The 13,001-nt window shown below is 74.7% G+C and carries 13 protein-coding genes; 3 read left to right on the top strand and 10 right to left on the bottom strand.

Going from position 1 to position 13,001, the window contains the following annotated elements; genetic code table 11:
* Positions 1-454 (bottom strand): alcohol dehydrogenase catalytic domain-containing protein (locus BM165_RS14395; protein ID WP_177225197.1); only part of this gene is annotated, 454 nt, incomplete at its 3' end.
* A 153-nt stretch (positions 455-607) separates the two neighbouring features.
* Between BM165_RS14395 and BM165_RS14390 the strand changes: the two genes are divergently transcribed.
* Both BM165_RS14390 and BM165_RS24805 read left to right on the top strand, forming a co-directional pair.
* A complete protein-coding gene (locus tag BM165_RS14390; protein WP_075014193.1) occupies positions 608-2,023 on the top strand; it encodes an OFA family MFS transporter in 1,416 nt (471 codons plus the stop codon).
* Positions 2,020-2,178 carry an MFS transporter small subunit gene (locus tag BM165_RS24805; protein WP_177225185.1) on the top strand — a complete coding sequence of 53 codons (159 nt, stop codon included), beginning with the start codon at positions 2,020-2,022 and terminating at the stop codon, positions 2,176-2,178. Before BM165_RS14390 ends, BM165_RS24805 begins: the two co-directional genes overlap by 4 nt.
* Here the strand turns inward: BM165_RS24805 and BM165_RS14385 are convergent.
* The 8 genes from BM165_RS14385 to purB all read right to left on the bottom strand — a co-directional run bounded on the left by BM165_RS14385 (position 2,168) and on the right by purB (position 10,087).
* On the bottom strand, positions 2,168-3,046 hold the full coding sequence (locus tag BM165_RS14385; RefSeq protein ID WP_208976745.1) for an ATP-grasp domain-containing protein: 879 nt from the start codon (positions 3,044-3,046) through the stop codon (positions 2,168-2,170). The two genes, BM165_RS24805 and BM165_RS14385, sit on opposite strands and share 11 nt — an antisense overlap.
* Before the next feature lie 85 nt (positions 3,047-3,131).
* Positions 3,132-3,527: a sterol carrier family protein gene (locus BM165_RS14380; protein ID WP_075014191.1), complete on the bottom strand. Its 396-nt coding sequence runs from the start codon at positions 3,525-3,527 to the stop codon at positions 3,132-3,134.
* Positions 3,527-5,860, bottom strand: coding sequence for a phosphoribosylformylglycinamidine synthase subunit PurL (gene purL / locus BM165_RS14375; RefSeq protein ID WP_075014190.1), 2,334 nt, complete (start codon positions 5,858-5,860; stop codon positions 3,527-3,529). Before purL ends, BM165_RS14380 begins: the two co-directional genes overlap by 1 nt.
* Positions 5,857-6,528: a phosphoribosylformylglycinamidine synthase subunit PurQ gene (gene purQ / locus BM165_RS14370; protein ID WP_075014189.1), complete on the bottom strand. Its 672-nt coding sequence runs from the start codon at positions 6,526-6,528 to the stop codon at positions 5,857-5,859. Before purQ ends, purL begins: the two co-directional genes overlap by 4 nt.
* Before the next feature lie 3 nt (positions 6,529-6,531).
* A complete protein-coding gene (gene purS, locus BM165_RS14365; protein WP_075014188.1) occupies positions 6,532-6,771 on the bottom strand; it encodes a phosphoribosylformylglycinamidine synthase subunit PurS in 240 nt (79 codons plus the stop codon).
* Positions 6,772-6,905: 134 nt separating this feature from the next.
* Positions 6,906-7,778: a DUF559 domain-containing protein gene (locus BM165_RS14360; RefSeq protein WP_075014187.1), complete on the bottom strand. Its 873-nt coding sequence runs from the start codon at positions 7,776-7,778 to the stop codon at positions 6,906-6,908.
* Between the two features lie 129 nt (positions 7,779-7,907).
* A complete protein-coding gene (locus BM165_RS14355) occupies positions 7,908-8,765 on the bottom strand; it encodes a phosphoribosylaminoimidazolesuccinocarboxamide synthase (RefSeq protein ID WP_075014186.1) in 858 nt (285 codons plus the stop codon).
* 14 nt (positions 8,766-8,779) lie between these two features.
* Positions 8,780-10,087: an adenylosuccinate lyase gene (gene purB, locus BM165_RS14350; RefSeq protein ID WP_075014185.1), complete on the bottom strand. Its 1,308-nt coding sequence runs from the start codon at positions 10,085-10,087 to the stop codon at positions 8,780-8,782.
* Between the two features lie 102 nt (positions 10,088-10,189).
* Here purB and BM165_RS14345 point away from each other — a divergent pair, with 102 nt between their 5' ends.
* Positions 10,190-11,617 (top strand): AI-2E family transporter, encoded by a 1,428-nt coding sequence (locus BM165_RS14345; protein ID WP_075014184.1) that lies wholly within the window; start codon positions 10,190-10,192, stop codon positions 11,615-11,617.
* 120 nt (positions 11,618-11,737) lie between these two features.
* Here BM165_RS14345 and purD read toward each other — a convergent pair whose 3' ends face one another.
* A complete protein-coding gene (purD, locus tag BM165_RS14340; RefSeq protein ID WP_075014183.1) occupies positions 11,738-12,994 on the bottom strand; it encodes a phosphoribosylamine--glycine ligase in 1,257 nt (418 codons plus the stop codon).
* Between the last annotated feature and the right edge of the window lie 7 nt (positions 12,995-13,001).

Genomic DNA, 13,001 nt, shown 5'->3' with positions numbered 1-13,001 from the left:
TCTCGGGGTCGACCTTCGTGCACTGACCGGAGTGCACCAGCGTCTTCTCCACGAACGCGCCGATGCCCAGCGCCGGGGACAGCTCGGTGCCGTCGGCCAGCGTCATCTGCTGCGTGGCGTTGTGGGTGTCGAAGCAGTAGTGCAGCCGGCCCTGGCGGCAGGCACGGCACTGGCCGCACACCGCCCGCCAGTTGAGGACGACGAAGTCGCCGACGGCCACGTCGGTGACGCCGTCCCCGACCGCGGCCACCGTGCCGGCCGCCTCGTGGCCGAGCAGGAACGGGAACTCGTCGTTGATGCCGCCCTCCCGGTAGTGCAGGTCGGTGTGGCACACCCCGCAGGCCTGCACGTCCACGACCGCCTCACCGGGACCGGGGTCGGGCACCAGGACCGTCTCGACGCTGACCGGTGCTCCCTTGCCGCGGGCGACGACGCCCCTCACCTCGTAGGTCATGGCCGCAGCCTATGGGCGGGCCCGGCGGCTCCGCGCCCGCGCGTTCCCGCTGGCCGGGAGCCCTTCACCGCGCGGGTTCCGGGACACGGACGTAGCGTTCGTTCCTGTTTGCACCCGAACGGGGCCGTTCGTCCCGACCGAGCGGAGGACTCCGTGGCGCTACCCGGCTTCCTGCAGCGTGAGCGCATCGTCGCCCGCCCCGGTTTCAACCGGTGGCTGATCCCGCCGGCGGCGCTCGCGGTGCACCTGTGCATCGGTCAGGCCTACGCCACCAGTGTCTACAAGGCCGCGCTGGTCGAGGACTTCGGGACCTCCCAGACGGCCATCGGCATCGTCTTCTCCATCGCCATCGTGATGCTGGGCCTCTCGGCGGCGCTGTTCGGGACCTGGGTGGACAGGAACGGGCCCCGCGCGGCCATGTTCACCTCCGCCTGCTTCTGGGTGAGCGGCTTCGTCGTCGGCGGCATCGGGATCCAGACCGGCCAGCTGTGGCTGCTGTACCTCGGCTACGGCGTCATCGGCGGCATCGGCCTGGGCATCGGCTACATCTCGCCGGTCTCCACGCTCATCAAGTGGTTCCCCGACCGGCCGGGCCTGGCCACCGGCATGGCGATCATGGGCTTCGGCGGTGGCGCGCTGGTGGCCTCGCCGCTGTCCCGCCAGCTCATGAGCTGGTACGACCCGGCCTACGACCCCGCCACCCCGGGCTCGGTGCCCAGCGGCGCCGCCGTCGCGGCGCTGTTCTTCACCTTCGCCGCGGTCTACCTGGTCTTCATGATGTTCGGGGCGTTCATCGTCCGGGTGCCGGCCGAGGGCTGGCGGCCGGCCGGCTGGGACCCGGCCTCGGTCAAGCGGAAGTCGCTGGTCACCTCAGAGAGCGTGTCGGCGGCCAACGCCGTCAAGACGCCGCAGTTCTGGCTGCTGTGGGTCGTGCTGTTCTGCAACGTCACCGCGGGCATCGGCATCCTCGAGCAGGCCGCGCCGATGATCCAGGACTTCTTCCGCACCGGTGACACCTCGACGGTCGCCGCCACCGCGGCCGCGGGCTTCGTCGGCGTCCTGTCGCTGTTCAACATGGCCGGCCGGTTCGTGTGGTCCTCGACGTCGGACTACATCGGCCGCAAGCCGATCTACATGGTCTACCTCGGCGTCGGGCTGGTCCTCTACGTGCTCCTGGCGACGGTCGGCAGCAGCGCCACCTGGCTGTTCGTGATCCTGGCCGCGGTGATCCTGTCCTTCTACGGCGGCGGGTTCGCCACGATCCCGGCCTACCTGCGCGACCTGTTCGGCACCTACCAGGTCGGCGCCATCCACGGCCGGCTGCTCACCGCGTGGTCGGCCGCCGGGGTCGCCGGGCCGCTGATCGTCAACAGCGTCCTCGACACGCAGGGCGAGCCGGGCTCGCTGGTGGCGGCCAACTACCGCCCGGCGCTGTTCATCATGGTCGGGCTGCTCGCGGTCGGCTTCGTCGCCAACCTGCTGGTCCGCCCCGTGGCGAGCAAGTGGCACGAGCCGCGTCACGACGACGCCACCACCTCCCCGACCCCCGCTAGGAGCGCCGTCCGATGAGCACGTCGATCTCGAAGGAGCAGTCCGGCGACGGGCAGCCAGCGGTGCACACCCCGGCCGCGTTCATCGCCTTCGCCTGGACGCTGGTCGGCGTGCCGCTGGCCTACGGGCTCTACCAGACGGTCAAGACCGCGTCCTCGCTGTTCACCGGCTGAGGTCACCGGCCAGCGCGGCCAGCGCGTGCCGGGCCAGCCGGGCACGTGCCTCCGGCGTGGCCGAGCCCAGGAACAGAAAGCAGTCGGTCACCTCCAGCTCGAGCAGGACCGGGCCGGCCGGGCCGGGGATGACGTCGACCCGGGCGTAGGACAGGGCGGCCCGGCCGCCGGGCGCCGCGTCGAGCGCCGCCCGGGCGACCGCGAGCTGGGCCTCGTCGGGCTCGGCGGGGCGGACGGTGCCGAGGACGTCGGCGACGACCACCGCCTCCCTCAGCCCCTGGCCGGCCAGCAGCGGCTCCCGCCGGACCGCGTGGGAGAACCGGCCGCCGAGGAACACCATGCTGGTCTCGCCCTCGGTGTCGATCCCGGGCAGGTACGGCTGGACCATCACCGTGCGCCCCTGCGCGTGCAGCGCCGCGACCAGGGCGGTCGCGTCGGGTGCGGAGAGGTGGGTGAACCGCCCGGTGTCCGTGGCGCTCCCGCTGACGGCCGGCTTGACCACGACGTCACCCGGGCCGGCCCCGGCAGGGGACCACTCCCCCGGCTCGAGGAAGACCGTGGGGACCGTGGGCACGCCCGCCCGCGCGAGGTCGTGCAGGTAGCGCTTGTCGGTGTTCCACGCGAGGACCGGCGGCGGGTTGACCGTCGCCCGGCAGCGGCCCACCCACTCCAGGAAGGCGGCGCGCCGCAGCGGGTAGTCCCACGTGCTGCGGACGAGGACCCCGTCGAACCCTGCCCAGTCGACGTCCGGGTCGTCCCAGACGGCCGGGACGGCGTCGGCGCCGGCGCCGTCCAGCGCGGCGAGCAGCAGGGGGCCGTCCTCGTCGAGGTCCGGTGCCGCCCGGCAGGTGGCGACCCCGATGCGCACGCGACTGCTCCCGACCGCGGCCACGCCGACCTCCCGTCGTCCGTCCGTCCCGGTGGTGGGCGGGCGCGGTGAGGCTAGGCGGGGCCTACGACGGTCCTCCGCGCAGCGGCGGCAGCGGCAGGTGGGCGGAGAGGTCGGCGCGGTTGCCGCTGGCGCTGACCTCCCCGTCGGCGACCGCCTGCTCCCAGGTGAGCTCCCCCGTCGCCAGCCGCAGCCAGGTGGCGGCGTCGGTCTCGACGACGTTCGGTGGCGTCCCGCGGGTGTGCCGCGGGCCGGGCACCAGCTGGACGGCGACGTGCGGCGGCACCCGCAGCTCCACCGACCGCCCGGGCACCTGCTGGGCGAGCCAGCGGGTGCTCGTCTTCACCGCCGCGCCGAGCACCGACCGCGGCGGCTGCTCGGCGTCGCCGGCCAGCCACGGGCGGACCGCGTCGACGGCCGCGCGCAGCGCCTCCGCGGGGATCGGCTGCTGCGCGGGCATCAGCTGGTGGGGACGGTGCCCGCCGGGACGCTGCCCACGGTGGCCTCCGGCGTCCCGAACAGCGCCGGGAGGGTCGCCGTCCACGCCGCCCGGAGCCCGTCCAGGGGGAGCTCGCCGACGCCCTCGACGGCGAGCACGTCCCCGCCGGTGGTGCCGAGCTCGGTGACCGCGACGCCGGCCCACTCGGCGGTGGCGCGCACGGCCTCGGGGTCGCTCGTGGTGACGACCGCGCGAGCGCCGGACTCGCTGAACAGCGCGGTGAACGGGTCGCCGTCGAGCGTCAGCCGCGCGCCGGTGCCGTACCGCAGCGCCGACTCCGCCAGCGCCTGCGCGAGGCCGCCGTCGGCGAGGTCGTGGGCGGAGGTGACCTGTCCCTCGCGGCCGAGGGCCCGGAGCACCTCGCCGAGCCGGCGCTCGGCCTCGAGGTCGACCGCGGGCGGGCGGCCGCCGAGGTGGCCGTGCACGACCGACGCCCACGCCGAGCCGCCGAACTCCGCCCGGGTCTCCCCCAGCAGCAACACGGTCTCGCCGCCGGCCCGCCAGCCGGTGGGGACGCGGGTGCGGACGTCGTCGTGCACGCCGAGGACGCCGATGACCGGCGTCGGGTTGATCGCGACGTCACCGGTCTGGTTGTAGAGGCTGACGTTGCCGCCGGTGACCGGCAGGCCGAGGTCGCGGCAGGCGTCGGCCAGGCCGCGGACCGCCTCGGCGAACTGCCACATCACCGCCGGCTCCTCGGGGGAGCCGAAGTTCAGGCAGTTGGTGACCGCGAGCGGCCGCGCGCCGGTGACGGCGACGTTGCGGTAGGCCTCGGCGAGGTTGGCCTGCGCGCCGGCGTAGGGGTCGAGCCGGGCGAAGCGGGCGTTGCCGTCGAGGGCCAGCGCGATGCCGCGGTGGCTGTCCTCGTCGATGCGCACCACGCCGGCGTCATCGGGCTGGGCCAGCACGGTGTTGCCGCGGACGTAGCGGTCGTACTGCTCGGTGACCCAGGTCTTGTCCGCGCCGTCGGGGCTGGCGACGACGGCCAGCCAGTGCGCGGCCAGCTCCTCGGGCGTCTGCGGGCGGGGCAGCGCGGCGGGGTCGTCGGCCTGCAGGTCGTCGAGGTCGGGCGGGCGCTGCATCGGCCGTTCGTAGACCGGGCCCTCGTGGGCGACGGTGCGCGGCGGGACGTCGACGATGCGCTCGCCGTGCCAGTCGACGGTGAGCCGGTCGCCGTCGGTGACCTCACCGATGACGGTGGCCAGCACGTCCCACCTCCGACAGACGGCGAGGAACTCCTCGACCTTCCCCGGCTCGACGATCGCGCACATCCGCTCCTGCGACTCGCTCATCAGGATCTCGGCGGGCGTGAGGGTGGAGTCGCGCAGCGGGACGGCGTCGAGGTCGACGTGCATGCCGCCGGTGCCGGCGCTGGCCAGCTCGCTGGTGGCGCAGGAGAGGCCGGCGCCGCCGAGGTCCTGGATCCCGGTGACGAGGTCGGCCGCGAAGATCTCCAGGCAGGCCTCGATGAGCAGCTTCTCGGTGAACGGGTCGCCGACCTGCACGGACGGCCGCTTGGCCGGGCCCTCGGCATCGAAGGTCTCGCTGGCCAGGACGCTGACGCCGCCGATGCCGTCGCCGCCGGTCCGGGCGCCGAAGAGGACGACCTTGTTGCCCACGCCCTCGGCCTTGGCCAGCCGCACGTCCTCGTGCCGCATCACGCCGACGCACAGCGCGTTGACCAGTGGGTTGCCCGCGTAGCACTCGTCGAAGAGCAGCTCGCCGCCGATGTTGGGCAGGCCCAGGCAGTTGCCGTAGCCGCCGACGCCGGCGACGACGCCCGGCAGCACCCGGGCGGTGTCGGGGGCGTCGGCGCGGCCGAACCGCAGCGAGTCCATGACGGCGACCGGGCGAGCACCCATGGTGAGGATGTCGCGGACGATGCCGCCGACCCCGGTGGCCGCGCCCTGGTAGGGCTCGACGTAGCTCGGGTGGTTGTGGCTCTCGACCTTGAAGGTGACCGCGTAGCCGTCGCCGACGTCGACCACGCCGGCGTTCTCGCCGATGCCGACCAGCAGGTGCTCGCCGCGCGGCAGGTCGCCGAAGCAGCGCAGGTGCACCTTGGAGCTCTTGTAGGAGCAGTGCTCGCTCCACATGACCGAGTACATGGCCAGCTCGGCGGTGGTCGGCCGGCGGCCGAGGATGTCGCGGATGCGGGCGTACTCGTCGCTCTTCAGCCCCAGGTCGGCGTAGGGCTGCTCGACGTCGGGGGTGCTCTCCGCGAGGGCGACGGTGTCGAGCCGGTGCGACAGCGGGCCGGGCCCGGTGTCGAGGTCGGAGAGCCCCTGTGTCATGCGCCGACGACCGCCTTCAGGACGCTGGTGAAGAACCCGAGCCCGTCGGTCGACGGCCCGGTGAGGTCCTCGACGGCGTGCTCGGGGTGCGGCATCAGCCCGACGACCCGGCCGTCCTCGCTGGTCACCCCGGCGATGTCGCGGAGGCTGCCGTTGGGGTTGCCGCCGACGTAGCGCACCGCGACCCGGCCCTCGCCCTCGAGCCGCTCGAGCTCGGTCGGGGCGGCCACGTAGCGGCCCTCGCCGTTCTTGACCGGGACGACGATCTCCTGGCCCTCGACGTAGTCCGACGTCCAGGCGGTGTCGGCCCGCTCGATGCGCAGCCGCTGGTCGCGGTTGCGGAAGTGCAGGTGGCTGTTGCGGGTGAGCGCGCCGGGCAGCAGGCCGGCCTCGCACAGCACCTGGAAGCCGTTGCAGATGCCGAGGACCGGCATGCCCTGCCGCGCCCGGTCGACGACGTCGGCCATCATCGGCGCCCGCGCGGCGATGGCGCCGGCCCGCAGGTAGTCGCCGTAGGAGAAGCCGCCGGGCAGGACGACGGCGTCGACGCCGCGCAGGTCGTGGTCGGCGTGCCAGAGGACGACCGGCTCGGCTCCGGCGAGGCGCACCGCGCGGGCGGCGTCGACGTCGTCCAGGGAGCCCGGGAACGTGATGACCCCGATGCGCACGGCTCAGGCCTCCGGCAGGTGCAGCTCGACGTCCTCGATGACCGGGTTGGCCAGCAGCGTCTCGGCGATCCGCTCGAGGTCGTCGCGGCTGATCGCGCCCTCGACGTCGAGGACGAAGTGCTTGCCCTGGCGGACCCCGGTGACCTGCGTGTGGCCCAGCCGGCCCAGGGCGCCGAGCACCGCCTGGCCCTGGGGGTCGGAGATCTCCGGCTTGAGGACGACGTCGACGACCACCTGCGGCACGGTTCCCCAGCCTACCGGGCACGCCTGCGCGCCCCGTCCGCCGTCCGCCGTCCTCTGGTCTCCGACCCTCCGGTCGAGATCACGTGATCTCGTACGCGTCAGCGTCGTGTCGCGTACGAGATCACGTGATCTCGTCAGCGCAGGGCCGCCCGGATCGTCGCGACGACGTCGTCCGGACGCCCGAGCACGTCGGCGGAGGTGAAGCGCAGGACCGTCCACCCGGCAGCGATGAGCCGGTTCTGCCGGCGCAGGTCCCGGACGAAGACGTCGCGTCCCCGGTGCAGGTCGCCGTCGAACTCGACGAGGACCCTCCGGTCCGGCCACGCCATGTCGGCACGGCCCACGAAGCCGCTCCCGTCACGGATGTCGACCTGCAGCTCCGGTCGCGGCAGCCGGGCGACGTGGAGCAGCCACCGCAGGACGGACTCCATCGGCGACTCGGCGCGGGGATCCGCCAGCGGCAGGACGGCACGGGCCCTGGCCGACCCCCGCCCCGCCGGTCGCCGGGCCAGCTGCCGTTCGAGGTCCGGCGGCGAACAGTGGGAGGCCACCAGCTGGTCGGAGACCGCGAGGAGCGCAGCGGGCTCGAGCACACCGGCGAGGTCCCGCCAGGTACGGGCCGGCGAGGTGACCGGGTGGGCCCAGCGGTGGGTGACGTCGTCGGCCTCCAGCGCCAGCCGGTGGACGCGGCGGTCACGCCGGCTCTCCGCGCGGGTGGCACCGGGGACGGTGAGGTCGATCCGGCCGTCGTCACGGTCCTGGAGCGGGACCTGCAGGCCCCACATCGCGGCGGCGGTCAGGTGGCTGGCGACGGCGCTCGGCGGTGCGGTCAGCAGGACTGCGGCGAGCCGGGCCCCGACGTCGTCGGCCAGCGCGCGCGGCAGGTAGGTGTCCCTGGACAGTCGCTGCAGACCGGGATGGCGCAGGTGGCGGTCGTTGAACCCGGCAACCCGGGCGCCGGCCCTGGTCGTGGGCCCCGTGATGCGGGACGGGCGTCGAGTGCGCACCGCGGCACCCTGCCGTCAGGACGCACCCGCTCGCTGCGCCTGTCCACAGGCCCGGTCGAGATCGCGGGATCTCGTACGCGCGGGGCGCTCGATCCGTACGAGATCACGGGATCTCGACGGGGTGGGGCGTCAGCGGAAGGCCGTGCCGGTCAGCCGCTCGTAGGCGGCGACGTAGCGCTCGCGGGTGGCGGCGACGACGTCGTCGGGGAGCTCGGGCGGCGGTGAGACGCGGTCCCAGCCTGAGGCGGTCAGCCAGTCACGGACGTACTGCTTGTCGAACGAGGGCTGCGGCGCGCCCGGGCACCACGACGACGCCGGCCAGAAGCGCGACGAGTCGGGGGTGAGCACCTCGTCGCCGAGGACCAGCCCGCCGTCGGCCGCGAGCCCGAACTCGAACTTGGTGTCGGCCAGGACGATGCCGGCGCCCGCGGCGATCTCGGCTCCGCGCCGGTACAGCGCCAGCGTCAGCTCCCTCAGCTCGGCGGCCCGCGCGGCGCCGACCAGCGACTCCACGCGCGCGAACCCGATCGCCTCGTCGTGCTCCCCCACCGCGGCCTTCGTCGACGGCGTGAACACCGGCTCCGGGAGCCGGGAGCCCTCGACCAGGCCCGCGGGCAGGGCGACGTCGACGATCGCGCCGGTGCGCTCGTACTCCCTCGTCCCCGAGCCCGACAGGTGGCCGCGGGCCACGCACTCGACCGGGAGCATGTCCAGCCGCCGGACGAGCACCGCCCGGCCGGCGACGTCGGCCGGGACGTCGGTCGCCGACAGCAGGTGGTGCGAGGCGCCGGCCGCCCGCAGCACCGGCGTGAGCTGCTCGAACCACCACACCGAGAGCGCGGTGAGCACCCGCCCCTTGTCCGGGATCGGCGTGGGCAGCACGTGGTCGTAGGCGGAGATCCGGTCGGAGGCGACGAGCAGCAGGCGGTCGTCACCCGCGTCGTAGACCTCGCGCACCTTGCCGCGCGCGACCAGGGGCAGGTCCACCGCCGGGTCCGGGCTCACGTGAGCGCGGCCAGCCGGTCGAACAGCGGGCCCAGGTTGCGCACGTAGCCCTCGGGCCGGCAGATCCCGTCCAGCCGCGCCTCGTCGAGGGTCACCCCGGACGAGGCGGCCCGGTCGCGCAGGGTCTCGCGGAACGGCGTCCCGGAGTTCCACGTCTGCATCGCCGCGCCCTGGACCAGCGCGTAGGAGTCCTCGCGCGACAGCCCGGACTCCACCAGCTCCAGCAGGACGGCGGAGGTGTAGATCAGCCCGCCGGTCAGGTCGAGGTTGGCGCGCATCCGGTCGACGTCGACCACCAGGTTCTCCACCAGCCCCGTGGTGAGGTGCAGCAGGTAGTCGGTGGTGATCGCGGCGTCGGGCAGGAACACCCGCTCGGTGGACGAGTGCGAGATGTCGCGCTCGTGCCACAGCGGGATGCCCTCCATCACCGGGACGACGGCGGCGCGCACCACCCGGGCCAGCCCGGCGATGCGCTCGGAGCGGATCGGGTTCTTCTTGTGCGGCATGGCGCTGGAGCCCTTCTGGCCGGAGCCGAAGGCCTCCGACAGCTCCCGCACCTCGGTGCGCTGGCCGTGCCGCACCTCGAGCGCGATCGTCTCGCACACCGTCGCGACGACTGCCAGCGCGGCGACCCACTCGCTGATCGAGTCGCGGATGACCACCTGGGTGGAGGCGTCGGCCGGGCGCAGGTCCAGCGCCTCGGCGACGGCGACCTCGACCGACGGGTCGATGAGGGAGTAGGTGCCCACCGCGCCGGAGATGGCGACGACGCCGACGCGCTCGCGCGCCGCCCGCAGCCGGTCCCGCGAGCGGGCCATGGCGAAGGCCAGGTCGGCGACCCGGTGCCCCCACACCACCGGCTCGGCGTGCACGCCGTGCGTGCGGCCGACCCGCAGCGTCGCCCGGTGCGCCAGGCCGTGGTCACGCAGCGCGGCGACCAGCCGGTCGGCCTTGGCCAGCAGCACGTCGGTGGCCTCGGTGAGCTGGACGGCGAGCGCGGTGTCGAGCAGGTCCGACGACGTCATGCCGTGGTGCACGTACGCCGCGGCCGAGCGGGGCTCGGTGTTGTCGGCCCACGCCGTGAGGAAGGCGATGACGTCGTGCTGCGTGGTCTCCTCGATCTCCGCGACCCGCTCCGGCGTGGGCGGCGGGGCCTCGCGCACCGGCTGCACGACGTCGGCCGGCACCCGCCCGGCGGCCGCGTGCGCCTCCAGGACGAGCGTCTCCACCCGGCACCACAGCTCGTACTTGTGCTCGTCGCTCCAGACCCGGCCCATCTCGGGGAGCGTGTAGCGGTCGATCACGCGGGTACCGCCCGCACCCGGTCAGCTCTTCGCAGCACGGGAGCAGTCTCCCGCAGGGCTAGCGTGACCGGGCACGGCCCCCATCCCCGCGGAAGGACCCCGATGCTGCAGCGGGCCACCCACATGGTCGCCCGGGCGCGCGAGCGCATCCGGGCCGCGGCCGAGCGCGACCCGCACGCCTGGCCCGAGCGCGACGACCACCGGGCCATCCTCGTGCACGACGACGTCCCCGACGACGTCCCCGACGCCGTCGTCGACGAGCCCACCGCCGAGGTCGACGCGCCGCTGGGCAGTCCCGAGCCCGGCGCCCCCGACCTCGACGGCCCGCTCGCCCCGGGCGGGGTCAGCGGCCCGCCGAACGGCGGCCGTCCCCACCGCCCCGGCGAGCGCACCCGCCGGCTGCTGGGTCCCGGGCGCGAGACCCCGAGCGGTGACGCCGCAGTGCCCAGCGGGCTGCGCACCGCCGCGTCGTACTCGTGGCGGCTCATCGCCGTCCTGGCCGGCCTGTACGTGCTGCTCTGGCTGGCCTCCCACGTCGCCGTCGTCCTGGTCCCGGTGATGGTGGCGCTGCTGCTGGCGGCCCTGTTCCAGCCTGGCGCGGCCGCCCTGATCCGGCGCGGCTGGCCGCGCTCGCTGGCCGCCGCGCTCATGCTCCTGGTCGGGCTGTCGGTGGTGGCCGGGATCATCACGCTGGTCGTCCAGCAGGTCACCGCCGGTTTCAGCGACCTCGCCGACCAGGTCACCCAGGGGCTGGACCAGATCCGCGACTTCGTCGTCGACACCTTCCCCGTCACCCAGCGGCAGATCGACGACGCCCTCACCCAGCTGCAGACCTTCGTCACCGACAACCAGGAGACCGTCGCCAGCGGCGCGATCACCACCGCCGCCACCGTCGGTGAGGTCTTCACCGGCATCGTCCTGACGCTGTTCACCCTGTTCTTCTTCCTCAAGGACGGCCGGTCCATCTGGCTGTGGCTGGTCGGCCTGCTGCCCCGCGACTCGCGCGCCTACCTCGACGAGGCCGCCCGCCGGTCCTGGCGCACGCTGATCTCCTACGTCCGCGCCACCGTGGTCGTCGCGCTCTTCGACGCCGTCGGCATCGGCATCGGCCTGGCGATCCTCGGTGTCCCGCTGGTGGTCCCGCTGGCGGCGCTGGTGTTCCTCGGCGCGTTCATCCCGATCATCGGGTCGTTCCTCGCGGGGACGGTGGCGGTGCTCGTGGCGCTCGTGGCCGTCGGCCTGGTCAAGGCGCTGATCGCGCTGGCGGTCGTCATCGTGGTCATGCAGATCGAGGCGCACCTGCTGCAGCCGGTGCTGCTCGGCAAGGCCGTGCACGTGCACCCGCTGGCCGTCGTGCTGGCCATCGCGGCCGGGCTGCTCGTCGCCGGGATCTTCGGCGCGCTCATCGCGGTGCCGGTGGTGGCCTGCGCGAACGTCGCCGGGACCTACCTGTCGCGGCGCCACGACGGGCCGCGGCCGCCCGAGCCGCGTCCCGACCGCGCGAAGCCGGCGGTGGGTGTCCGCGGCTGACCGCCCCGGGGATCAGGTGACCTGATCATGGGGCGTCCTCCCGCACGGTGGGCGGTGCGGCAGGACGCGCTGCGGTGCGGCAGGACGCGCTGCGGTGCGGGAGGACGGGGTGACCGGCGGCTACGGGAGGGCGATGCGGCCCTCGACGGCGGCCAAGGCGATGTCGGTGCGCCAGTGGGCGCCGTCGAGCCGGACGGCGGCCACCCGCTCGTAGGCCGTCTGGCGGGCGGCGGCGAGGTCCGGCCCGGTCGCGGTCACCGCGAGCACCCGCCCGCCCGCCGAGCGGACCGTGCCCCGCGCGTCGACGGTCGTGCCGGCGTGCAGCACGCCCTCGCCGTCGGCACCGGTGACCGGGTCGCCGGTGCGCGGCGCCTCCGGGTAGCCCGGCGCGGCGACGACGACGGTCACGGCGGCCCCGGGCCGCCAGCGCAGCGGCGGGTGGTCGGCCAGCGTGCCGGTGGCCGCGGCGTGCAGCAGCCCGGCCAGCGGCGTCTCCAGCAGCGGCAGCACCACCTGCGTCTCGGGGTCGCCGAAGCGGGCGTTGAACTCGACCACCCGCACACCACGCGAGGTGAGCGCCAGCCCGGCGTACAGCAGCCCGCTGAACGGCTCCCCGCGGCGGCGCATCTCGTCGACCGTCGGCTGCAGCACCGTGGCCAGCACCTCGTCGACCAGCCCGGGCGGCGCCCACGGCAGCGGCGCGTAGGCGCCCATCCCGCCGGTGTTGGGGCCGGCGTCGCCGTCGTCGCGGCGCTTGTGGTCCTGCGCGGGCAGCAGGGGCAGCACCGTCGTCCCGTCGGTGACGGCGAACAGCGACACCTCCGGGCCGTCGAGGAACTCCTCGACCAGCACCGTCCCGCCGGCGTCGAGCACCCGGTGCCCGTGCGCCACCGCGGCGTCCCGGTCGGTCGTGACGACGACGCCCTTGCCGGCGGCCAGCCCGTCGTCCTTGACCACGTACGGCGGCCCCGCCTCGTCGAGGGCCGTCTCCAGCTCCGCGGCGCCGCCGACCGGCCACGCGCGGGCGGTCGGGACGCCCGCGGCGGCCATCACGTGCTTGGCGAAGGACTTGCTGCCCTCGATCTGCGCGGCCTCCGCCGACGGGCCGAAGCAGGCGATGTCGGCCTCGCGGACGGCGTCGGCGGCGCCGGCGACCAGCGGCACCTCGGGCCCGATGACGACGAGGTCGGCACCCCAGCCGGTGGCCAGCGCGGCGACCGCGACCGGGTCGCCGACGTCGAGTGGCGCAGCCTCCGCGAGCGCCCGCGTGCCGGCGTTGCCCGGTGTGCAGGCCAGCGCGGTCACCGCGGGGTCGGACGACAGAGCCACGCACAGGGCGTGCTCCCGGGCTCCGGAGCCGATCACGAGCACGCGCACGGACGAC

Source organism: Geodermatophilus obscurus (genome assembly GCF_900115395.1).
Classification (GTDB): Bacteria; Actinomycetota; Actinomycetes; order Mycobacteriales; family Geodermatophilaceae; genus Geodermatophilus; species Geodermatophilus obscurus_B.
This window is presented reverse-complemented; position numbering and strand designations above follow the sequence as displayed.

What these genes read in the sequence shown, in the direction of transcription:
- BM165_RS24805 (WP_177225185.1), top strand. Translation starts at nt 2,020, where the DNA reads ATGAGCACGTCGATCTCGAAGGAGCAGTCCGGCGACGGGCAGCCAGCG.
- BM165_RS14380 (WP_075014191.1), bottom strand. Translation starts at nt 3,527, where the DNA reads ATGCCCGCGCAGCAGCCGATCCCCGCGGAGGCGCTGCGCGCGGCCGTC.
- purL (WP_075014190.1), bottom strand. Translation starts at nt 5,860, where the DNA reads ATGACACAGGGGCTCTCCGACCTCGACACCGGGCCCGGCCCGCTGTCG.
- BM165_RS14345 (WP_075014184.1), top strand. Translation starts at nt 10,190, where the DNA reads ATGCTGCAGCGGGCCACCCACATGGTCGCCCGGGCGCGCGAGCGCATC.